The sequence below is a fragment of the Stenotrophomonas sp. SPM genome, from assembly GCF_003105135.1.
Classification (GTDB): Bacteria; Pseudomonadota; Gammaproteobacteria; order Xanthomonadales; family Xanthomonadaceae; genus Stenotrophomonas.
Genome location: NZ_QETL01000033.1, coordinates 15833 through 37409, shown reverse-complemented (window position 1 = coordinate 37409; position 21577 = coordinate 15833). Strand labels below are relative to the sequence as shown.

The following is a 21577-nucleotide window of genomic DNA, read 5'->3' as shown; positions in this document are numbered from 1 at the left end:
AAGTACGTCCATGTAAGCTCGGTCGCCGCATCCATGCGGCTCACGCCCCCGCAACCGGACCCACCCCGCCTTCGACAGTTTCCTGCGGGCTGTTGGTACCTGCTGTTGTTGGAACCTGCTGCTGATGGTGGGTGCCGACCGTTGGTCGGCACGCGGTCGGATCCCGTTGCTCCGCAACGGGCTCTGACCCCGGTTCTGTTTTTGATGTTTGCGATTGTTTTCGGTGTGGCTTCCACCACGCCTTTCACTCCCGCGCCAGCTGGTCCATCCGTATGCGGTTGGCGAACAGCGAGAACGCCAGCATGCCTGCCAACCCGTTCGCGCGGCTGACCCAATGCGGCAGCCAGCGCGGTGGCTTCAACACGCCGCTCCCGAACAACGGTGCGAACGCGATCGCGTCGGTCAGGCTCATCTTGCCGGCGAACAACCAGCGGCAGACCTGCAGGCGATCTTCGGCCAGCATATGGCGGAAGAACGTGTGCACCGACACCAGCCCGCGCAGGTACACCGTGTCCTTGGTGAAGGCCAGGCCGCCGCTCGGTGGAACGCCCCGGAACACGCGCTGCGCCGAGGCGAAGCTTTCCTCCGGGTTCTGCCCGGCATCGCAGAAGTAACGGTACACCTCGATGAAGTCCGCACCTTCGCGTGCCATCGCGATGGCTTCGGTGCGCAGGCTGATGCGCTTCAGGCGCTCGATGTCGATGCTGCCGGTGATCTGCTCGGCAAACGTGGCCAGGCCTTCCTGGGTGGCGGTCACCCGTGGCGAGGACAGCGCCAGGCTGGGCAGCACCGGTTGTTCGCGGCCGTTCAAGGCGGTCAGCGAATGCACCAGCGCTTCGTGGTGGAACAACTGCGCGCGGTCGTAGGCGCTGAAGCGCGCACTGGTGCGCAGGCGGATGCGGGTCGGGCCGGCGGCGGCCTTGGACACCAGCTCCGGGTCCAGCTGCACCTGGATGATGCGCGATTCGAAGAAACCATCGAGATCGTTCTGCAGCTGCAGCTGCAGGGCGACGGCCGAGACAGGCACCTGTTCTTCCGGGGCCAGCAGTTCGCTGTCGAGCTCGCTGGCGATCTGGATGAAGTGGCGGGCCGCTTCGCGCGTGCTCGGGCCGTTGCCGGGCAATGGCTGCTCCGGCGCACCGAACAGCTGCACGGAACAGCGATCGACAGCGGCGGTGCCCAGGCCTTCCAGCAGCTGCGCGGCCAGGTCCCAGCTCTGCGCGGACTGCTGCACGTAGTGGCCCAGCGGATGGCTGGGATCACACTCAGCGGCGATGGCGGCCAGGGCGCGGCGTTCCTCGCTGAAGTCCAGTTTCGGATAATCCACCTTCGGCAGCACCGGCTGGCCGCGGGCCACGCTGTCCAGGAACGGTGCCTGCACCGTTGCCGGCCAACTGGTCAGCCCCAGCAGGCGGATGCCGCCCACGGCCTCGACCAGTCGCGCGTCGAGCGCCGCATGGTGGGCCACGTCATGGTCCAGCGTCGCGGTCGTTTCCATGGGCGGACTATAGCGCCCTGCTGTGTCCGGCGCTGCGCGCCGCCGCCCGAGCATCGGCTCGGGCGCTACAGGAAATGACTCCGCCGCGGACCTACTGCAGAGCCGAGCCCACGCTCGGCTGCTGTGCTACCGCCGGCGGTTCCTGCTCGCCGGGCGGAACTGCTGGCCCTTGCCCTTCTTGCCGCCGCGCTCCTGCGCGGTCTCGGCTTGGCGCACGGCCAGCTTGGCGGCGGCAGCCGCCACTTCTTCCTTCAGCTTGAAGTAGTTCTGCAGCCGGCTCTCTTCGATCTCACCGGCATCGATGGCGGCACGCACGGCACAGCCCGGTTCCTGCTGGTGCATGCAGTCGTTGAAGCGGCACTGCGCCGCCAGCGCCTCGATATCGGCGAAGCCACCTTCGGCCAGCGTCTCTTCGCCGGTCGGCTTCAGCTCGCGCATGCCCGGTGTATCGATCAGGCACGCGCCCATCGGCAGCGGCATCAGCGCGCGGTGGGTGGTGGTGTGGCGGCCGCGCGAATCATTGGCGCGCACCGCGTTGGTCTTCATCCGCTGCTCGCCCAGCAGGGTATTGGTCAGCGTGGATTTGCCGGCACCGGACGAACCGACCAGCACCACCGTGCGACCCGGGCCCAGCCACGGTTCCAGCACGGACACGCTGTCGGCATCCAGGCCATTGATCGCATGCAGCGCGATGCCCTGCAGCTCCAGCTCCTCCAGCACCGCCAGCGCGTCTTCGCTGTACTCGGTCTGGTCGGCCTTGGTCAGCACCACCACCGGCTCGGCACCGCCACCGCCGACCAGCAGCAGGTAGCGCTCGATGCGGCGCGGGTTGAAGTCGGCATCCAGGCCGCAGACGATGAACACCGTATCGATGTTGGCTGCGATCACCTGCTGGTGGTAATGCTCGCCCGCCGCGCCACGCTTGATGGCGGTACGCCGCGGCAGCAGGGCGACGATGCGGATGCCGTCCAGCAGCACCCAGTCGCCCACCGCCGGCCGTTCATGGCTGGGAAAGCGCGGGCGCTGCCATTCCGGCAGCGACTCGGCCTTGATCGAGGCCTCCGGGCCATCGGCCACCACGTAGTGGGTGCGGTGCTGTTCGATCACCCGCGCCGGACGGGCCTGCGGGTGCTCGGCCATCGCGGCCTGCCAGTCGGCCTGCTGCGGCGGGCCCGGCCAGGGCCAGCCGATGGTCTGCAGGGCGTTGAAATCGGGGGTCTGGGTCATCGCCGCCATTCTAACCGGCCCGATGCCCTGCCAGCCCAACAACGGCCGGCCCTGGGGCCTTGCCATGCACTGCAGCAATTCCGGTACGATGGAATCCCCATGCCTTTTGACGGCCCAGCCCCATGTCCACCCCCTCGCCCAAGCCCCTGGCCATCCGCGAGCGCCTTTCCGAAGTGCGCTACGAAATCCGCGGAGAACTGGCCCGGCGAGCGCGGGAGCTGGAGGCGCAGGGCCGCAAGCTGATCAAGCTGAACATCGGCAACCCCGGCAACTTCGGCTTCCGCGCACCCGAGCACCTGCAGCGTGCGATCGCCGATGACATGGGCCGCACCGATCCCTATACCCACCAGCAGGGCCTGCCGGTGGCCCGCGAAGCCATCGCCGCCGCCTATGCACGCCGTGGTGCGCCCGATGCCCACCCGGACCGCGTGTTCGTCGGCAACGGCGTCAGCGAGCTGATCGACCTGTCGCTGCGCGCCCTGCTGAACCCGGGCGACGAAGTGCTGGTGCCCTCGCCGGACTACCCGCTGTGGTCGGCGGCGGCCATCCTCAATGACGGCCGCCCGGTGTACTACCGCTGCGCGCCGGAGAACGGCTTCCAGCCCGACCCGACCGAGATCGAGACGCTGGTGTCCTCGCGCACCCGCGCAATCGTGCTGATCAACCCGAACAACCCCAGCGGCGCCAGCTACCCGCGCGAGCTGCTGGAGCGCGTGGTCGAGATCGCCCGCCGCCACAACCTGCTGCTGCTGGTCGACGAGATCTACGACCAGATCCTGTACGACGACGCGGTGTTCCAGCCGGTCGCGCCGCTGGCCGGCGACCATCCCTGCCTGACCTTCAGTGGCCTGAGCAAGGTGCACCGTGCCTGCGGCTGGCGCGTGGGCTGGGCCCACCTCACCGGCGACGATGCGCGCCTGGGTGAATTCCGCGCCGCGCTCGACCTGCTCAGCGCGCTGCGCCTGTGCGCCAATGTGCCGGGCCAGTACGCCATCGACGCCGCAGTGAACGGCCCGGACACCATTTCCGAACTGTGTGCCCCCGGCGGCCGCCTGTATGAAACCCGCCGCGCGGTGATCGAGGCCTGCAACGCCAGCGAGCACCTGTCGCTGGTCGCCCCGGCCGGCGCCCTGTACGCGTTCCCGGCCGTGGTCGGTGCCGCCGCCAAGGGCTTCGACGACCACACCTTCGCGCTGGACCTGATGAACGACGAGGGCGTGCTGGTCGTGCCGGGCTCGAGCTTCAACGTGCCCTACCGCCACCACTTCCGCGTGACCCTGCTGCCGGAAGCCTCGGTGATGCGCGATGTGTTCGCGCGCATCGACCGCGTGCTGGCCCGCCGCGCCGAAGACGCCACCAAGGTCGTGCCGCTGAAGCCGCGCCGCTCGGTGGCCTGAGCGTGGCGCTGTCCTACCTGGCGCTGGGCGATTCGTACACCATCGGTGAAGCGGTCGCGGTTGAAGGCCGCTGGCCGCACCAGCTGGCTGCCGCACTGCGTGCGCAGGGCGTGGACCTGGCCGATCCGCAGACCATCGCCACCACCGGCTGGACCACCGACGAGCTGGACGCCGGCATCGACGCCGCCGCACCGCAGGGCCCGTTCGATTTCGTCAGCCTGCTGATCGGGGTCAACAACCAGTACCGCGGGCGCCCGCTGGACGAGTACCGCCAGCAGTTCGAGGCCCTGCTGCAGCGTGCGATCGGCTATGCCGGTGGCGATGCCGGCCGCGTGCTGGTGCTGTCCTTCCCCGACTGGGGTGCGACCCCGTTCGGTGCCGGCAGCGGCCGTGACCTGGCCTGCATCGGGATCGAGACCGACGAATTCAACGCCGCCGCCGAGGTCATCAGCATCCAGCAGGGCGTGGCCTTCGTCGACATCACCGACATCAGCCGCACGCACGGCGCCGACCCGGCGATGATCGCCGAGGACGGCCTGCATCCCTCCGCGCGGATGTATGCGTTGTGGGCCGAACGCGCCCTGCCGGTGGCCACGCGCCTGCTGCAGCGAACGGACTGAGCGATGGATGGCCTGCCAGGGAACGGCAAACCACTGAACTGTTCGCCGTTGGAGCGCGGCCAGGCACGGGCCATCGCCGAGGCGTTCCGGCCGGTGCAGGCCTGGGGCAACCGCCGCGACTATTACTACACGCGCGGCAAGCTGGGCAGCGATCCGCTGTACGACGGCGTGCTGCAGCACCTTCCCGACGATGGCCTGCCGCTGCTCGACCTGGGCTGCGGGCTGGGCCTGTTCGCCCACGTGCTGCGCCAGCGCTGCCGCGGCCAGCCCTACCTGGGCGTGGACGTGGATGCGGGCAAGATCGCCCGCGCGCAGCGGGCCGGTGGCGACCTGGAGGATGTGAGGTTTGACTGCCTGGACGTGCAGGCGTCCCTGCCTGCGCAGGCCGGGCACGTGCTGCTGCTGGATGTGCTGCAGTACCTGGATGCGCAGCCGCAGCTGGACCTGCTGAAAGCGGCCAGCGCGCGGGTGGCGCCCGGCGGTAGCCTGCTGTTGCGCACGCCGCTGGCCACCGGCGACCGCCGCGACCGCACCACGCGCGTGGCTGATCGACTGGCCTGGCTGGTGGGCTGGATGGGCACGCGGCCACGGCATTACCCCGACCCGGCACTGCTGCGGGCGATGCTGGCCGAGGCCGGTTTGCAGGTGGGCGAGGTGCGGCCGCTGCACGGGCGCACGCCGTTCAACAGCTGGCTGCTGGTAGCCCGGCGATCCCCCGCGTAGAGCCGAGCCCATGCTCGGCTGCCCTTACGGCGCGTTGCGCCGCCGCCCGAGCACAGGCTCGGGCGCTACAGATGGTCACACCTCTGACGTGTAGAGCCGAGCCCATGCTCGGCTGCCTTTGCGGCGCATCGCGCCGCTGCCCGGGCATGGCCCGGCGCTACCGCGCTACAGCGACGGCAATCGCGCCTTCAGCCCGCGCTGGTCCAGCACCTGCAGCACGCGCTCGATGATGGCCAGATTGTGGCCATGTGCGGCACCTTCATGCAGCAGCACGATGGCACCGGGCTGCAGATCCGGCAGCAGGCGCGCCATCACGCCGTCGGGCGTGCAGCCCACGCCGTCATAGCCACGCGCGGTCCAACCCACCCGCACCAGCCCCAGCGCGGCCAGCACCGGCGCCACGAAGGGGTTGGTCATGCCCACCACCGAGCGGTACCAGCGCGTCGGGCGGCCGCTGACCGCCTGCAGGGCCTGGTGGCAGCCTTCGATCTCGGCACGCATCGCCGCCGGCCCCAGCCGCCAGAAGCGGATCTGCGGGTGGGTGTGGCTGTGGTTGCCGAGGTCGTGGCCGCGACGCAGGATCGCCTCCACCAGGGCCGGATGCGCCAGTGCGCGCTCGCCGACCAGGAAAAAGGTCGCCTTCGCCTGGTGCCGGTCGAGCAGATCCAGCAGCGCCGGGGTCTCCTCGCTGGGGCCATCGTCGATGGTCAGCCAGACGCTGTCGTCCGCACCGGGCAGGCGGTCCAGCACCGGGGTGTAGAAACGGCTGTTGGGCAGGAACACGGGCACCATGAACAGTGCGTGGCTGGCCACCATCAACGGCAGCCCCCACTGCCAGCCGGCCAGCACCCAGACCAGGATCACCGCCACCTGCGACGCCACCAGCCAGGGCAGCCAGCGCCACGGCCGGGTCGGGATGCGATGCAATGTTCCTGCGTTGGTCATGCCCCATGATGCCATGGGGCGTAGAATGGGTGATTCGAATTTACGGACCCTAGACTGCCCATGTCCCTCGATCCCGCCCTGCGTTCGCGCATCGAATCCCTCCTCAACGACAACCGCGTCGTGCTGTTCATGAAGGGCCAGCCGTCGATGCCGCAGTGCGGCTTCTCGGCCAAGGCCGTGGGCGCCCTGCAGGACCTGGGCGTCGATTTCGCCCACGTCAACGTGCTGGCCGACCAGGAAATCCGTGAAGGCATCAAGGCCTATGGCGACTGGCCGACCATCCCGCAACTGTATATCGACGGCGAACTGGTCGGTGGCAGCGACATCATCCTGCAGATGGCCGCCAGCGGCGAACTGAGCACCGTGCTCGGCCTGGCCGCACCGGACCGCACCCCGCCGCGCATCACCGTCACTCCGGCCGCCGTGGAAATGCTGAAGGGCGCGCTGGCCGATGCCCCGGGTGCTTCGCTGCAGCTGACCATCGACGCGCGTTTCCAGCCGAACTTCCAGCTGGCCCCGCACGATGACAGCGCCATCGCCGCCGAATCCAACGGCCTGCGCGTGCAGTTCGACCTGTCCAGCGCGCGTCGCGCCGACGGCATCACCATCGACTGGGTCGATGACATCCGCGGCAAGGGTCTGGCCATCGACAACCCGAACGCGCCGAAGCCGGTGCAGGAAATCAGCGTGCGTGACGCCGACGATCTGGTCCGCGCCGGCAACGTGACCCTGGTCGACGTGCGCCCGGCCGACGAACGCGCCATCGCCGCGGTCGGCGTGCCGTTCAAGAGTTTCGACGGCAACGGCCGCGCCGAGCTGGAAGGCCTGCCCAAGGACACCCCGCTGGCCTTCCTGTGCCATCACGGTGGCCGCAGTGCGCAGGCTGCCGAGCAGTTCCGCACCCTGGGCTTCACCAAGGTGTTCAACGTCACCGGTGGCATCGACGCTTGGTCGGACGAAGTGGACAACGGCGTGCCGAAGTACTGATCGGCCAGCCCCCGCACGAAAAACGCCGGCAGACGCCGGCGTTTTTTTTATCCACGCATGGCGTGGATCTACCCCGCAAACCCGCCTTCGGCGAGGAAATCCAGTTCTTCCGGGCTGGGCATGCGGCCCAGCACCGCGTTGCGGTGCGGGAAGCGGCCGAAGCGGCGGATGACGTCGCGGTGGACTTCGGCGTACTGCAGGTATTCCTTGTCGCCCAGTACGTCGAACATGGCGACCGAACGATCCTGGTCGAACGGATCTTCGGAATGCTCGAACGGCAGGTAGATGAAAGCACGCAGCTTGGGCACCAGCTGCAGGTCCAGGCCTTCCTCGATGGCACGCATGGCGTAATGCCGGGCCAGGCCATCGGTGGCATAGGAATGGGCGGTGCCGCGGAAGCAGTTGCGCGGGAACTGGTCCAGCAGCAGCATCAGCGCCAGCGCGCCATCGGAACTGCCCAGCCAGTGTTCGCGCCCACGCGACGCCGCCGCATAGTGCTCCTCCAGGAACCGCTCGCGGAACCGCGCGTCGAACGCGTCATCGCGGGCGAACCACTTCGCCGGGCCCGCCTCGCTCCAGAATTCCACCACTTGCGCGGCAACGTCCATCACCTGCTCTCCAGGGCCGGCGCCCGGCGCCAGACCATCATCATCATTCGTCAAAGCGCAGGTGGCGGACCGACTTGCCGTTGCGCCGGATAAGCTTAAGCGCCTCGATACCGATCTGGATATGGTTTTCCACGAACTGGGAGCTGACCTTGGCATCGGAGGCCTCGGTCTTGACCCCGTCGGGGATCATCGGCTGGTCGGACACCAGTAGCAGGGCCCCGCTGGGGATGTGGTTGGCAAAGCCGGCGGCAAACACCGTGGCCGTTTCCATGTCGATGGCCATGCAGCGCATCGCCCGCAGCCGCTCCTTGAAGGCCTCATCATGCTCCCAGACCCGGCGGTTGGTGGTGTAGACCGTGCCGGTCCAGTAGTCGTGGCCCAGGTCGCGGATCATCGTGGACACCGCCCGCTGCAGGGCGAAGGCCGGCAGCGCCGGCACTTCCGGCGGCAGGTAGTCCCCCGAGGTGCCCTCGCCGCGGATGGCGGCGATCGGCAGCACCAGGTCGCCCAGCTGGTTCTTGCGCTTGAGCCCCCCGCACTTGCCCAGGAACAGCACCGCCTTGGGCATCACCGCCGACAGCAGGTCCATGATGATGGCGGCATTGGGGCTGCCCATGCCGAAGTTGATCATGGTGATGTCGTCGAAGGTGGCGCTGGCCATCGGCCGGTCCAGGCCGACGATGGGCGCCCCGGTCAGCTCGGCGAAGGTATGCAGGTAACCGCCGAAGTTGGTCAGCAGGATGTGCTGGCCGAACTGGTCCAGGGGCACTCCGGTATAGCGTGGCAACCAGTTGTCGACGATTTCCTGCTTGCTCTTCATGGCGCATCCGCTACGGCGTGGGGCCGCTATTGTAGGCGCGTGTCCGCCGGCCTTCACCTGGCCCGGCAACAAAGAAGGGCGACCCTGCGGCCGCCCTCCTGGGGATTCCCGGCGCGTCCTGCCCGGGAACCGTTACTGCCGCGCCGGGCGCTTAGAAGCGCACCGACCAGCGCAGGTTGGCGCCGTGGTCACGGCTCTCATCACCGTACTGGCCGCTGTAGCCCAGTTCCAGCTGCTGGCGCTCGGTCAGCCAGGCCGACAGGCCCAGCTCCGCAACCACCGCACTGTCGGCGATCGGCGCACCGCTGACCACGAACGCATCGCTGCCGCTGGCGAAGGCCAGCGATGCCGACGGGTCACGGTCGCCGCTGGCCCGGCGGTAGCCCACCGCACCGGTCACATGCAGCCAGCTGTCCTGCTGGAACGAGGCCTTCAGGCCCTTGTCGAAGCGCACACCGGCCGTGGCCACGGTGGTGCGGGCGTCGTCGACCCGGCCCTGCAGGGCGGCGGCACCGCCGCGCTCGTCGATGTGCTTGGTGTCCACTTCCACGCGGGCCACCTGCAGATACGGCTCCAGGCCGGCTTCACGGCCACCGAAGCGGTAGGCCGCTTCGACGAACGCCTGGCGGGTACGGGCGTCGTAGCGGGCGCTCAGCGTGTCGGTGTAGCCAGAGAACGCCAGCTCGCGGGCGCTGTCCACGTCGTGGTTGCTCACCGCCAGGCCGCCACGCAGGCCGAACCCGCCCCAGTTGTGGCTGGCGTACGCGCCGAAGTGGGTGTTGTCGATCTTCGAGCGCGCACGACGGCCCTGCTGCTGCTTCACGTCGGTACGGCCGGTACCGGCCAGCACGCCCACCTGCCAGCCGCCGAACTCGCGGTCCACGCCGACCAGCAAGCCGTTGTTGTTGGCCTGGGTGCGGGCGGTGTTGGCGTTGCCGTCCAGGGTGGTGCTGCCGCCGATGGCCTGCACCCAGACGCCGGTCGCGTCGGCATCGCTGGCGCCCGGTGCGGTGGCACCGGCACGGCGCGACAGCGCGGCATCACGCACGTTGCGGCTGCTTTCCACCAGCGCTGCCGCGGTGGCTGCGTGCAGCTCGCCGCTCAGGCCGTCCAGCGCCGCACCCACCTGTTCCGGGAACAGCAGGGTCAGCGGACGCGGCAGGCCCTGGCCGACGGCCAGGGTGTCGGCCACGCCAGCCACGGCGCGCTGGTTGGCGGTGGTGGCGGCGGTGGCCAGTGCGGCGCCTCGGGCCACCTCGATCCGGGCACCGGAGGCGCCGTAGACCAGGCTGAACTGCATGAAGGGCGAGAACGCGCTGAAATCGGTGGTCGCGAACTGCCCGATCGTGCCGCCATCGGCCTGCAGGAAGTTGAACTGCTCACCCAGGTAGTAGGTGCCCGCTTCCGGCAGTGCCACCAGCGAGCCGCCGAGGGTGGCGGTGCCGGTGACGTGCAGCAGGTCGCTGCGGCCGCCCGGGGCCAGTTCGGCCTGGTAGACGCCGCTGGCGGTCTGCACGTAGTCACCGTTGATGGTCAGCGTGCCGATCGAGTTGCCCGGCGCGATGATGCCGGACACGGTGGTGTCGCCCAGTTCGCCCACGCCCTTCAGCGTGCCCTTGGCGCCGACGAAGGTCTGGCCGCCGGTCTGCACGCCGTTGAACGAGACCACGCCGCCGGACACGCTCAGGTCCGAGCCGTCCAGCACACCGGTGCTGGTGACGAAGCTGACGCCACCGTTGGCGTTCAGCGCGGTGCTTTCCAGCGTGCCGTTCAGCACCAGGCTGCCACCGGTCACTTCCACGGCGCTGGTCAGCGCGTTGACGCCGTCCAGCTCCAGCACACCCTCGCGCACCACGGCGCCGTTGAAGCTGTTGTCGCCGCTCAGGCGCAGCCAGCCGATGCCGCTCTTGGTCAGCTTGCCCGGGCCGCCGATGTCATTGGTCCAGTCGTCCCATGCATCGCCTTCCCACACCTTCAGGCCACCTGCCTTCTGGTTCATCACCACGTCGGTGTCCACGCGCAGCGAGCCGTAGCCCTCGATGGCCTTGGCCAGGTCCATCATGCCCCAGCCGTAGACATCGTCCACGCCCTCGGCGCCGAGGTCGGTGGCCGTGGTCAGCAGGATGTCGCGCACCTGCGCGCTGTCCAGGTACGGGAAGCGCTCGAACAGCAGGCCCAGTGCGCCGGTGACGTGCGGGGCCGCCATCGAGGTGCCGGTCATCCAGCCATAGCTGTAGGTCGGCACGCGTTCCAGCACTTCCAGCAGCACGTTGCCGTTGCCGCCGTTGACCAGCTGCGCGTCAAGTGCCGAATCGCTGCCGTAGACGGTGGACAGGATGTCGGTGCCCGGCGCGGCCAGGCACCAGTTGGCACTCAGGCCGCAGCGGTTGGAGGAGCTGTCCAGCACATAGCTGCCCGGCGCCACTTCGGCCACGTTCACCACGCTCAGCCAGTACGGCTCGATGTCGGCGAAGGCGCGCGGCAGCGTGGCGTAGATGCCGGCGATCGGCGCGTCTTCCGCCTCGTCGGCGTAGACCTGGTTGTTGCCTGCGGCCCACACCTGGATCATGCCGTTGCTGCGCGAGCCTTCGGCGAAGATGTCCAGGTAATCCATGTTGTATTCGTACAGGCCGTCGACGTCTTCCACGGTCGTCGGCTCGTTGCTCAGGCCCCAGCTGTGGTTGAGCGCACGCACGCCCTGCTCGTTCATCTGCGCGTACATGCTTTCGAAGGCCGTGCTGTCCGGGCCCACGCCGCCGACGGAAACCACCTGGTAGCCGGCGGCGGTACGCGCCCACACCTGCGCGCTGTTGAAGAACAGCTTCGCCACACTCAGGTCGGCGCCGAAGGCCACGCCATGGGTGCCGTTGCCATCGCGGTTGGCGGCGATGGTGCCGGCCACATGGGTGCCGTGGGTCTGGAAGGAAATGCCCGGCTGCACGTAGCGCGGGTCGGAAATGATGATGTCGCGGATGTTCTGCGGGACGCTGGCGTCGAACGCGGTGTATTCGATCGAGACATCGTCACCGTCGCTGCTGAAGCAGGCATCCGGGCCGTCGATGAAACCGGTGTTGCCGCACAGGCTGCCGTCTTCCAGCAGGTCGGCGATATGGATGCTGCGGTGGTCCTTGCCGGCGAACTCGTCGTGATCCAGGCCGCTGCCGCTGTCGAACACGCCCAGGCGGATGCCCTTCCCGCTCAGGCCGCGGGCATAGGCGACATCGGCATTGATCGCGCCCAGGCCCCAGTCGTTGTTGAACTCGCTGGTACGCCAGCTGGCGGCATCGCCGGCCTGGCCCATGATCGGCTCGGCGGCTTCATCGCCTGCAGCCGGGGCGAAACCCGACGACGGGACGGCGGTAGAGGCCAGCGACGGGGCGGCGAAGGCAGCCTGCAGGCTGCGCTGGAACTGGTAGCGCGACAGCTCGTCACTGCTGCCCTGGGCCAAGGCCGGCAGCGAGGCGGCCACCAGCAGCGAGCCGACAATGGCCGAAGCCAGCGGCGAGGGCAGGAAGGCGCGGCGTGCAGCGGCGGTACGGTACGACGTGGAAACGCTCATCAACAGGTACGTCCTTGAATTCCATGAAAAGTACAGTTGCCAGCCGCGTGCGTCGGCACAGGGCTGCCAGCAAGGGGGGAGCCACACGCTGCTGCGTTCATTGACGGCAGGTGTCATTAAAAATTAATGCTTCGTTCACAATTTCTGTATAGGGAAATTCCTACATCCGCCCCTGCCCAACGTCACTTGGCAACTGCCCCCGTTGCCGGATAGCGTCGGTGGATTCACGCGCCTGCCAGGGAATCTGCATGCCATCCACGCTGTTGCGCACCGGGCTTGGCCTGGCGTTGGCCTCACTGAGCACCGCACCGGCGGTGGGCGCGTCGCGCTTCGTCGCCGACCCCTACCCCAGCACCTACCAAGCCCATCCCGACGGCCCGGTGCTGATCCAGAACGCCACCGTGCTGACCGGCACCGGCCAGCGCCTGGAGCATGCCGACGTGCTGCTGCGCGACGGCCGCATCGTCGCCGTCGGCCCGCAGCTGCAGGCCGATGCTGACATCACCCGCATCGATGCGCAGGGCAAGTGGGTCACCCCGGGCCTGATCGACGTGCATTCGCACCTGGGCGTCTACCCCAGCCCGGGCGTCAGCGCGCACAGCGACGGCAACGAGATGACCGCGCCGGTCACCGCCAATGTCTGGGCCGAGCACTCGGTGTGGCCGCAGGATCCCGGCTTCACCGCGGCCCTGGCCGGTGGCGTAACCAGCATGCAGGTGCTGCCCGGCTCGGCCAACCTGGTCGGCGGCCGCGGCGTGGTGCTGAAGAACGTGCCGGCCACCACCTATCAGGCGATGAAATTCCCCGGCGCGCCGTGGGGCCTGAAAATGGCCTGCGGCGAGAACCCCAAGCGCGTCTACGGCGGCAAGGGCACCGCCCCGGCCACGCGCATGGGCAACGTGGCCGGCTACCGCGCCGCCTTCATCGACGCGGCCGACTACATCGCCAAGAACAACCCGAAGCCGGCCAAGCGCAAGGGCTGGTTCGGCAGCGACAAGGGCGACAGCGCCGGTGATGCCGGCGGCAAGCGCGACCTCAAGCTGGACACGCTGGCCGGTGCCATCCAGGGCGACATCCGCGTGCACATCCACTGCTACCGCGCCGACGAGATGGCCACCATGCTCGACCTGGCCAAGGAATTCGGCTTCAAGGTGGCTGCGTTCCACCACGGCGTGGAAGCCTACAAGCTGGCTGACCGGCTGGCCGCCGATGGCGTCTGCGGTGCGCTCTGGGCCGACTGGTGGGGCTTCAAGATGGAAGCCTTCGATGGCATCGCCGAGAACATCGCGCTGGTCGACCGGCCGAAGAACAGCTGCGCCATCGTCCACTCCGACTCGCCCGAGGGCATCCAGCGCCTCAACCAGGAGGCGGCCAAGGTGATGGCTGCGGCGCGCCGCGCGCGCATGCCCGACATCGCCCCGGAACACGCGATCACCTGGATGACCGCCAACGCCGCCAAGGCGCTGGGCATCGAAGGCCAGACCGGCACCCTGGAGGCCGGCAAGATGGCCGACGTGGTGGTGTGGAATGGCAATCCCTTCAGTTCGTATGCGCTGGCCGAGCAGGTCTTCGTCGATGGCCGGCGGCTGTATGACCGCGGTGCGCCTGCGGCGACGCCGCGTTCGGATTTCCAGCTTGGCCAGGAGGTGCGCTGATGGGCGCGTTGAACAAGCGTCGCCGGGCATGGCCCGGCGTTACCGTGGTCGCGCTGCTGTTGCTGGCAACCACGGCTTCGGCGCAGGACCTTCTGGTACGCAACGCCACGGTGCACACCGCCAGCGCGCGCGGCAGCCTGCAGAACACCGACGTGCTGGTGCAGGGCGGCATGATCCGCGCGGTCGGCCCCGGCCTGGCGGCACCGGCCGGCGTGGCCGTGGTGGAGGCCAACGGCCGTCCGCTCACTCCGGCCCTGTTCGGCGGCATCACCGAGATCGGCATCGAAGAGGTCTCCGGCGAATCGAGCACGGTGGACAGCACGCTGAAGATCGGCGAGCAGCCGCTGCGCCCGGAATTCGACGTCACCCTCGCCTACAACCCGGCCTCGGTGCTGATTCCCGTGGCGCGCCTGGATGGCATCGGCTTCACCGCGCTGGGCGCAGCCACCGGCGGTGGCTTCGTGGCCGGCCAGGGCGGCGTGATGCGCATGGATGGCAGCGCCGACCCGATCGGACCGCGTGCGCTGTTCCTGCGCCTGGGCGCGGCCGCTTCGGAACTGACCGGGCAGTCGCGTGCGGCGCAGTGGATGCTGCTGCAGCAGATGGTGGACGAAGCGCGCGGCCAGGTCGCCGCCGATTCGCCGCATGCGCTGCTGACGCCCGCGGGCCGCCGCACCCTGGCCCGCTACCTGGCCGGCCAGGGCCGCATCGTGGTGGAAGTGGACCGTGCTGCCGACATCCGCCAACTGCTGCGCTGGGCGGCGCGCGAGAAGGTGAAGATCGCCATCGCCGGTGGCGCCGAGGCCTGGCAGATGGCGGCGGACCTGGCGGCCGCGCAGGTACCGGTGTTCGTCGATGCACTGGGCAACCTGCCCACCAGCTTCGACCAGATGGGCGCCACCCTGGAAAACGCCGCGCGCCTGCAGCGTGTGGGCGTGCCGGTCAGCTTCGCCCAGCGCGACGATGCCTCGCACAACGCGCGCAAGATGCGCCAGCTGGCCGGCAACGCGGTGGCCAATGGCCTGCCCTGGGCCGATGGCCTGGCCGGGCTGACCCGGGTGCCGGCACAGGTGCTGGGCGTGGCCGACCAGATCGGCACCATCGAACCGGGCAAACGCGCCGACCTGGTGCTATGGGAAGGCGACCCGCTTGATGTGGCGCACTATGCCGAACAGGTCTGGCTGGGAGGCCGCGCGATGCCGATGCGCTCGCGCCAGACCGAACTGCGTGACCGTTACCTGCAGCACAACGCACAGCCCTGACCCCCGAGGAATCCGCCGATGCCGACCCTGCGCTGGTACTTCGATTTCGTCTCGCCCTACGCCTACCTGCACTGGCAGAAGGTCAAGCAGCTGCCGCAGTTCGCGGCCATCCAGCCGGTACCAATCGCTTTCGGCGCGGTGCTGCACCACCTGGGCAACCTCGGCCCGGCCGAGATTCCGGCCAAGCGTCGTTTCATCTACCGGCAGCTGCTGTGGACGGCGCAGGCCGAAGGCACGCTGCTGCGCTTCCCGCCCGCCCATCCGTTCAACCCACTGGCCGCGCTGCGCCTGTGCCTGGCCGCCGGTGCCAGCACGCAGGCGGTGGATGTGCTGTTCGACTGGATCTGGCGCGAAGGCAATACCGGTGACAGCGCCGAAACGCTGCGCATACCGGCGGCCCGGCTGGGCATCAACGACGTACAGGCGGCCTGTGCCGAGCCGGCGGTGAAGGAACAGCTGCGCCGCAATACCGAGGCCGCGATCGACGCTGGCCTGTTCGGCGTGCCGACCCTGTCCATCGACGGCGAACTGTTCTGGGGCAACGATGCGCACTCGATGATGGCCGCCGTGCTGGCCGACCCCGGCCTGCTGCACCGTCCGGACTGGCAGGCCGTGGTAACGCTTCCAGTAGCGGTGCAGCGCAATCGCTGAACAGGCAGTGGCGTGATTCCCTCGCGTGCCCCGGATAAAATTGAGATAGCTTTCACATTCCGAACCTACAACCGCCCTGGAGGGGGAGCCGGATGCGCATCGGAATCGTTGTCGATTCGGCCTGCGACCTGCCGCAGGATTTCATTGCCGCGCACAACATCGTGGTGCTGCCGATCACCGTGCGGATCGGCGAAGCGGTGCTGGCCGACCACCGCGACGAGCAGGCGACGCTCAGCTTCCTGCACGCCCACGTGGCCGAGCATGGTGCCGAAGCCGAGACCATCCCCTTCAGCGTCAACCAGATCCGCGATCTGTTCCTGCAGCAGCTGGTGATCGATTACGACCACGTGTTCTGCATGACCATCACCAAGACGCGCAGTCCGATCCACGACAACGCGCTGCAGGCCAGCTTCGCCATCCTCAACGACTACAAGCCGGTGCGCCAGGCGGCGGGCTACAACTCGCCGTTCGCGCTGCGCGTGCTGGATACCCAGAACCTGTTCGCCGCCCAGGCGGTGACCGCGGTGGAGGCGGTGCGGCTGCGCGACAGCGGTGCCAGCGTGCAGCAGATCCGCGAGCGGCTGGAGGAACTGTTCGGCAACGTGCACGGCTACATGGTCACCCGCGACCTGTACTACATGCGCGCCCGCGCCCGCCACAAGGGCGACCGCAGCGTCGGCCTGCTCAGCGCCGCGCTGGGCAGCGCGCTGGACATCAAGCCGGTGCTGCACGGCTACAAGGGCGAGACCGGGCCGGTGGCCAAGATCAAGGGATTCGACAACGCCGTGCAGAAGCTGTTCGGCGTGGTCGGCCAGCGCGTGCGCAACGGCCTGATGACCCCCACCGTCTGCGTCAGCTACGGCGGCGAGCTTGAGGAACTGCGTGCCCTGCCCGGCTATGCCGCGATGAAGAACCTGTGCGCCAGCCACGGCGTGGCGGTGTACGAGTCGGTGATGAGCCTGACCGGCATGGTCAACGTCGGCAAGGGCGCGGTGACGATCGGCTTTGCCGATGGGCCGCATCGCTTCGAGTAAGCCGTTCTGGCGTACACAAGCATTGCACTGCGGCTGTGCCAGCCTTGCCACACCTCAAGGAGACGAACCATGCCTGCGCAGTACCACATCAGCCTGCCCGACCCGTCCAAGGCCCGCGGCAACGACTCTGACCTGTCCTTCCATTCGCAGAGCGCCGGCGGTTTCGCCGAGGAGCTGCAGGACGCCCTGCGCAGCGGCACCCTGTTCGAGCGCTGGAAGGCCAAGCAGCCCGACCCGGACGCAGTGGAACCGCAGTGGGGCGTGACCGACCCGGACGCCACCGTGACCGGCGAGCAGAAGGACCTGCGCATCAACCTGGTGGCCACCACCCGCATCGACAGTGATGTGTTCAAGCAGCGCCTGCGCCTGCTGGCCGGCCACCACTGGGAACTGCGCGACGTGCGTTGAGGCCCCCGCACCCGCCGGGCATGGCCCGGCGCTACCGCCACCATGGGTAGCACCGGGCCATGCCCGGCGTTTTCATGTCATTGCCAGCCACCGCCCAGCGCGCGGTACAGCTCCACCCGGGCGATGGCGGCCGTGGCCTGGCTGTTGGCCAGCGCGGCCTGGTTGTCCAGCGCGATGCGCTGGGTACTCAGCACATCCAGCATGTCCACCACGCCGGCCTGGTATTGCCGCCGCGCCGCGCCGAGGGCGGTTTCGCTCTGCGCAACGGCCGCCTGCAGCTGCGTGCTGCGCTGCTGCTCGGCCGCGTAACCGTCGATGGCATCATCCACTTCATGCCAGGCCTGCAGCACCGTGCGCTGGAACTGCAGCGCGGACTGCTGCTGTTGCAGCCGGCTCAGCGCCAGGTTGGCCTTCAGGCGCCCGCCCTGGAAGATCGGCAGGCTGATCGACGGCCCGATGCTGAAACGGTGTGCATTCCAGCCGTCCAGGTCATCCAGCTGCTTTGCCTGGAATCCCGCATCGCCATTCAATGTGATGCGCGGCAGGAAGCTGGCCTTGGCCACGCCGATGTTCGCGGTGGCCGCGTGCAACGCCGCTTCGGCGCGGCGGATGTCCGGTCGGCGTTCGGCCAGTTCGCTGGGCAGCCCCACCGCCACCGGCGGCAGCACCGGCCAATCGGCACGCACGTCCTGCAGCTGCGCATCCAGCGCCTGCGGCGGCCTGGCCAGCAGGAACGCCAGCGCATTGCGCAGCTGCGATTGCCGGTGCCGCAGCGGCGCGATGCGTGCCTGCAGTGCGGCCACCTGTGCCGCCGCACTCGATACCTGCAGCGTGCTGGCCACGCCTTGGCGCTGCCGCGCTTCGGTCAGCCGCTGGATGTCGGCGGCGATGCCCAGGTTGTCCTCGGTGATCGCCAGCAGCTGCGAGGTCGCGCGCAGCTGCAGGTAGGAACGCGCGGTTTCGGCCAGCAGCGCGATGCGCACGGCATGCGCATCCTCCTCGGCCATCTGCACGCGCGCATCGGCGGCTTCCACCTGGCGGCGCACGCGCCCCCACAGGTCCAGTTCCCAGCTCAGGCCGATGCCAGCCTGGAACAGGCCGTAGTCCTCCCGGCCCGCATTGCCGGACGGATCGCTCAGGCCCACCTCGCTGTTACGCGCACGCACGCCACTGACGCTGGCCGCCACCGAGGGCAGCCGGTCCGCCGCGCTGATGCCACGCGCCGCGCGGCTCTGCTGCACGCGGTTGGCCGCCAGTTGCAGGTCCAGGTTGGACTGCAGCACCTGCTGCGCAAGCTGCCCCAGCAGGGGATCATCGAAGCCCGCCCACCACGCCGCATCGTCGTCGAGGGTCGCAGTGGCCACGGCGTCACCCTGCCATTGTGCCGGCAGCTGGGCCTGCGGCCGCACGTAGTCCGGCCCCATCGTGCACGCCGCCACGGCCAGGCACAGCGCCGCACTGGCAAGCGTCTTCATTGCGCGACGCGTGCTCATGCGCCCTCCCCGCCCTGCAGGTCCACGCGCGCTTCCACCGACATGCCGGCGCGCAGCTGGTCCAGCAGCGGCTGGCCCGGTTCCAGCACGATCTTCACCGGAATGCGCTGCACCACCTTGGTGAAGTTGCCGGTAGCGTTCTCCGGCGCGACGGCGGCGAAGGTCACGCCGGTGGCCGGGGCGATGCTGTCGATGTGGCCGTGCAGGCGCGTGCCGGGGAACACGTCCACCGTCAGCTCCACCGGCTGGCCGGCGTGCATGCGGGTCATCTGCGTTTCCTGGAAATTGGCGACCACGAAGGCGCGCTGCAGCGGCACCACGGCCGCCACCGCCGTGCCCGGCGTCAGGTAGGCACCGACGCGTACCGCGCGGCGGCCGACCACCCCGTCGATGGGTGCACGCAGTTCGGTGTGCGAAAGATCCAGTTCCGCCCGCGCCTGCGCCGCTTCGGCGCGCTGCACGGCGGCCTGCGCCGACTGCACGCCGGCAGCGAGGATACCGGTGCGCTGGCGTGCGGTGCTCAGTGCGGCTTGGCCCTGCTGCACGTGCGCGCTGGCCACGGCCTGCTTCGACTGCGCCTGCTGCGCGTTCTGCACCGTGCCGGCGCCATCGCGGGCGAGTTCGCGGTAGCGCTGCTGGTCGGCGCTGGCCAAGGTCAGTTCGGAGCGGCTGACATCGACGCTGGCGCGGGCCTGTTCGATCAGCGAGCCCTGCTGTGCCAGCGCGGCCTGCGCATTGGCCAGCTGCGCGCGCGCATTGGCCAGGTCGGCGCGCGCCGCCTGCAGCGCCACCTGGTAGTCGCGGTCGTCGATGCGGGCCAGCACATCACCCGCTTTTACTTTCTGGTTGTCCTGCACCTCGACGCTGCTGACAAAGCCAGCCACCTTCGGTGCGACCACGGTGAAATCAGCATTGACGTAGGCGTTGTCGGTGCGCTGGTAGCGGCCGTCGCGCAGCAGCAGCCAGCCGCCGATGGCCAACGCCAGCACGCCCAGCGCAAGGCCGGTATTGAGGGTTGTCTTGTTGAGGCTCATGCGGGGGAGTCCTTGAAAAGTGGGAGTCAGGCCACGGCACGTGGCGGATGGACGCGGGTCGCCCACGGCAGCAGCGGCAGGCAGCCCAGGGCCACCAACGCCACCAGCCAGTACAGGTCGGCCGAGGTCAGCGCCTGTACCTGGGCGTGCAGCCGCGCGGGCAGATCGGCACTGGCCGGCAACCACGGCTGGTTGCCCAGGTGGTCCACCAGTGCGGTGGAATGCAGGTGGTGCCGCGACTGCCCGACCGCATCGAGCACGCCGCCGGCGAACACCGCGGAGAAACCCTTGACGGTGTTGAACCAGGCCGAGGCGAACGGACCGTCCTGCGGTGCCAGGCCGGTGGTCGCCAGCAGCAGCAACGGCAGCACCGCCATCGGCTGTGCCACCACCTGCAGCAGCTGCACCCACAGGAAGTTGTCGCGGTTCCACTGCACGTCCAGGTGCGCGCCGAGGAAGCAGGCCACGGCCAGCAGCAACAGTCCTGCCGCCTGCACCCAGCGGCAATCCACCGCACGCTGGTTCATCAGGGTGGCCACCAGCGGCAGCGCAATGACCTGCGGCAGCGCCACCCACAGCAGCATCGGCGCGGTCTGCAGCGGGCGGTAGCCCTGCACGCTGGCCAGGTAGCCGGAGGGAATGGAAATGACGGCCAGCAGGACGAACAGCACGCCCACGCAGGTCACCAGCGAGTAGCTGAGGTTGCGGTGGGCCAGCAGCTGCAGCTTGAAGAACGGCAGCGGGTGGAACCATTCGTTGATGAAGAACAGCACCAGAAGGCCGCTGCCGCCGCCCAGCAGCACGGTGATCAGCGGCGAATCGAACCAGTTCAGGCGCGCGCCCTGGGTCAGGCCCAGCACCAGCATGACCAGCGCGGGCAGCCCCAGGGCCAGGCCCACGCCGTTGAACTGGGCGAAGCGCTCCAGCCGCAGTGGGTCCTGCGGCAGGCCCCAGCCGACCATCGCCATGCCAGCCACGCAAAACGGTACGATCTGCCAGAACGCGAACTGCCAGCCCGCGTGCTCGACCCACAGCGCGGCCAGCGGCGTGCCCATGCTTGGCCCGAAGGTGGCGGTCAGTGCATAGCCGGCCAGGCCGTACAGCTTGATGCCCGGTGGCAGGAAGCGCAGCGCCACGCTCATCAGCAACGGCGGCAGCGCGCCACCGGCCAGGCCCTGCAGCGCGCGCAGCAGCAGGAAGGTGGGCAGGTCCGGTGCCAGCGGGCACAGCACGCCCAGCAGCATGAAGGCGGCAATCATCACCAGGGCGAAGCGGCGCAGCGAGAACGTCACCGCGCACCACGGCGCGAATGCCATCGCACTGACCGACATCGCGCTGTACACGCTGATGATCCAGCTGCCGTCATCGACGCTGAAGCCCATCGCGCCGCGGATGTCGGCCAGCGCGACCTTGGTGATGTTCTCGTTGAAGCCCGACACCAGCACCACCAGCAGCACGCCGCACAGGCCCACCACGATGCGGCGGTCAAAGGCGGGGGCAGAGGGCGCGGCTGGGGCCCGGGGCAAGGCGACCGCGCTCATCGGCAGCGGCCGATCCGTGCAGCGCACGGCAGGTGAAGCGACATGGCGTGCGCTCGGTGACGGTGGGGAGCGCAGTCTAGGCAGGCCCACTGCTGCGAAAAATGGCGTGGGTGCG

General features: G+C 69.0%; 18 protein-coding genes. 9 read left to right on the top strand and 9 right to left on the bottom strand.

The genetic code is table 11. From position 1 onward, the window contains the following. Positions 1-244: 244 nt before the first annotated feature. Positions 245-1498, bottom strand: a complete 1254-nt coding sequence (locus DCO49_RS09580) for a flavohemoglobin expression-modulating QEGLA motif protein (RefSeq protein ID WP_116863850.1) — start codon at positions 1496-1498, stop codon at positions 245-247. A gap of 126 nt (positions 1499-1624) precedes the next feature. Beyond that, the gene (gene rsgA, locus DCO49_RS09575) at positions 1625-2725 is read right to left on the bottom strand and encodes a ribosome small subunit-dependent GTPase A (protein WP_243402704.1); all 1101 of its coding nucleotides are present in this window, start codon (positions 2723-2725) and stop codon (positions 1625-1627) included. A gap of 122 nt (positions 2726-2847) precedes the next feature. Between rsgA and DCO49_RS09570 the strand changes: the two genes are divergently transcribed. Genes DCO49_RS09570 through DCO49_RS09560 form a run of 3 tightly spaced genes read left to right on the top strand, consistent with a single transcriptional unit; the run spans position 2848 to position 5465 of the window. Then, a complete protein-coding gene (locus tag DCO49_RS09570; RefSeq protein WP_116863848.1) occupies positions 2848-4122 on the top strand; it encodes a pyridoxal phosphate-dependent aminotransferase in 1275 nt (424 codons plus the stop codon). Between the two features lie 2 nt (positions 4123-4124). Next, complete coding sequence (locus tag DCO49_RS09565; protein WP_116863847.1) at positions 4125-4742, top strand: SGNH/GDSL hydrolase family protein; 618 nt, start codon at positions 4125-4127, stop codon at positions 4740-4742. 3 nt (positions 4743-4745) lie between these two features. Further along, entirely contained in the window at positions 4746-5465 is a 720-nt protein-coding gene (locus DCO49_RS09560) for a class I SAM-dependent methyltransferase (RefSeq protein WP_116863846.1), read from the top strand. A gap of 165 nt (positions 5466-5630) precedes the next feature. Here the strand turns inward: DCO49_RS09560 and DCO49_RS09555 are convergent, their stop codons facing one another. Further along, on the bottom strand, positions 5631-6410 hold the full coding sequence (locus DCO49_RS09555) for a polysaccharide deacetylase family protein (protein WP_116863845.1): 780 nt from the start codon (positions 6408-6410) through the stop codon (positions 5631-5633). 60 nt (positions 6411-6470) lie between these two features. Between DCO49_RS09555 and grxD the strand changes: the two genes are divergently transcribed. Then, positions 6471-7397 carry a Grx4 family monothiol glutaredoxin gene (gene grxD, locus DCO49_RS09550; protein ID WP_108769965.1) on the top strand — a complete coding sequence of 309 codons (927 nt, stop codon included), beginning with the start codon at positions 6471-6473 and terminating at the stop codon, positions 7395-7397. Between the two features lie 68 nt (positions 7398-7465). Here grxD and DCO49_RS09545 read toward each other — a convergent pair whose 3' ends face one another. The 3 genes from DCO49_RS09545 to DCO49_RS09535 all read right to left on the bottom strand — a co-directional run bounded on the left by DCO49_RS09545 (position 7466) and on the right by DCO49_RS09535 (position 12384). Further along, positions 7466-8005, bottom strand: a complete 540-nt coding sequence (locus DCO49_RS09545; protein WP_116863844.1) for a DUF924 family protein — start codon at positions 8003-8005, stop codon at positions 7466-7468. A 43-nt stretch (positions 8006-8048) separates the two neighbouring features. Next, the gene (locus DCO49_RS09540) at positions 8049-8825 is read right to left on the bottom strand and encodes an AMP nucleosidase (protein ID WP_079223275.1); all 777 of its coding nucleotides are present in this window, start codon (positions 8823-8825) and stop codon (positions 8049-8051) included. Positions 8826-8976: 151 nt separating this feature from the next. Further along, complete coding sequence (locus DCO49_RS09535) at positions 8977-12384, bottom strand: autotransporter serine protease (RefSeq protein WP_116863843.1); 3408 nt, start codon at positions 12382-12384, stop codon at positions 8977-8979. A gap of 248 nt (positions 12385-12632) precedes the next feature. Here DCO49_RS09535 and DCO49_RS09530 point away from each other — a divergent pair, with 248 nt between their 5' ends. The 5 genes from DCO49_RS09530 to DCO49_RS09510 all read left to right on the top strand — a co-directional run bounded on the left by DCO49_RS09530 (position 12633) and on the right by DCO49_RS09510 (position 17394). After that, positions 12633-14039, top strand: coding sequence for an amidohydrolase (locus tag DCO49_RS09530; RefSeq protein WP_116863842.1), 1407 nt, complete (start codon positions 12633-12635; stop codon positions 14037-14039). Continuing rightward, positions 14039-15301: an amidohydrolase family protein gene (locus DCO49_RS09525; RefSeq protein ID WP_116863841.1), complete on the top strand. Its 1263-nt coding sequence runs from the start codon at positions 14039-14041 to the stop codon at positions 15299-15301. The genes DCO49_RS09530 and DCO49_RS09525 overlap by 1 nt, the downstream gene beginning before the upstream one ends. Before the next feature lie 18 nt (positions 15302-15319). After that, complete coding sequence (locus DCO49_RS09520; protein ID WP_116863840.1) at positions 15320-15952, top strand: DsbA family protein; 633 nt, start codon at positions 15320-15322, stop codon at positions 15950-15952. Positions 15953-16044: 92 nt separating this feature from the next. Beyond that, positions 16045-16986: a DegV family protein gene (locus DCO49_RS09515; protein WP_116863839.1), complete on the top strand. Its 942-nt coding sequence runs from the start codon at positions 16045-16047 to the stop codon at positions 16984-16986. 69 nt (positions 16987-17055) lie between these two features. After that, positions 17056-17394, top strand: a complete 339-nt coding sequence (locus DCO49_RS09510; RefSeq protein WP_116863838.1) for a hypothetical protein — start codon at positions 17056-17058, stop codon at positions 17392-17394. Positions 17395-17471: 77 nt separating this feature from the next. Here the strand turns inward: DCO49_RS09510 and DCO49_RS09505 are convergent, their stop codons facing one another. The 3 genes from DCO49_RS09505 to DCO49_RS09495 are packed head-to-tail and all read right to left on the bottom strand — an operon-like array spanning position 17472 to position 21462. After that, positions 17472-18887: an efflux transporter outer membrane subunit gene (locus DCO49_RS09505; protein WP_116863837.1), complete on the bottom strand. Its 1416-nt coding sequence runs from the start codon at positions 18885-18887 to the stop codon at positions 17472-17474. Then, complete coding sequence (locus tag DCO49_RS09500; RefSeq protein WP_116863836.1) at positions 18884-19921, bottom strand: HlyD family secretion protein; 1038 nt, start codon at positions 19919-19921, stop codon at positions 18884-18886. Before DCO49_RS09500 ends, DCO49_RS09505 begins: the two co-directional genes overlap by 4 nt. A gap of 26 nt (positions 19922-19947) precedes the next feature. After that, the gene (locus DCO49_RS09495; protein ID WP_116863835.1) at positions 19948-21462 is read right to left on the bottom strand and encodes an MFS transporter; all 1515 of its coding nucleotides are present in this window, start codon (positions 21460-21462) and stop codon (positions 19948-19950) included. Positions 21463-21577: the final 115 nt, after the last annotated feature.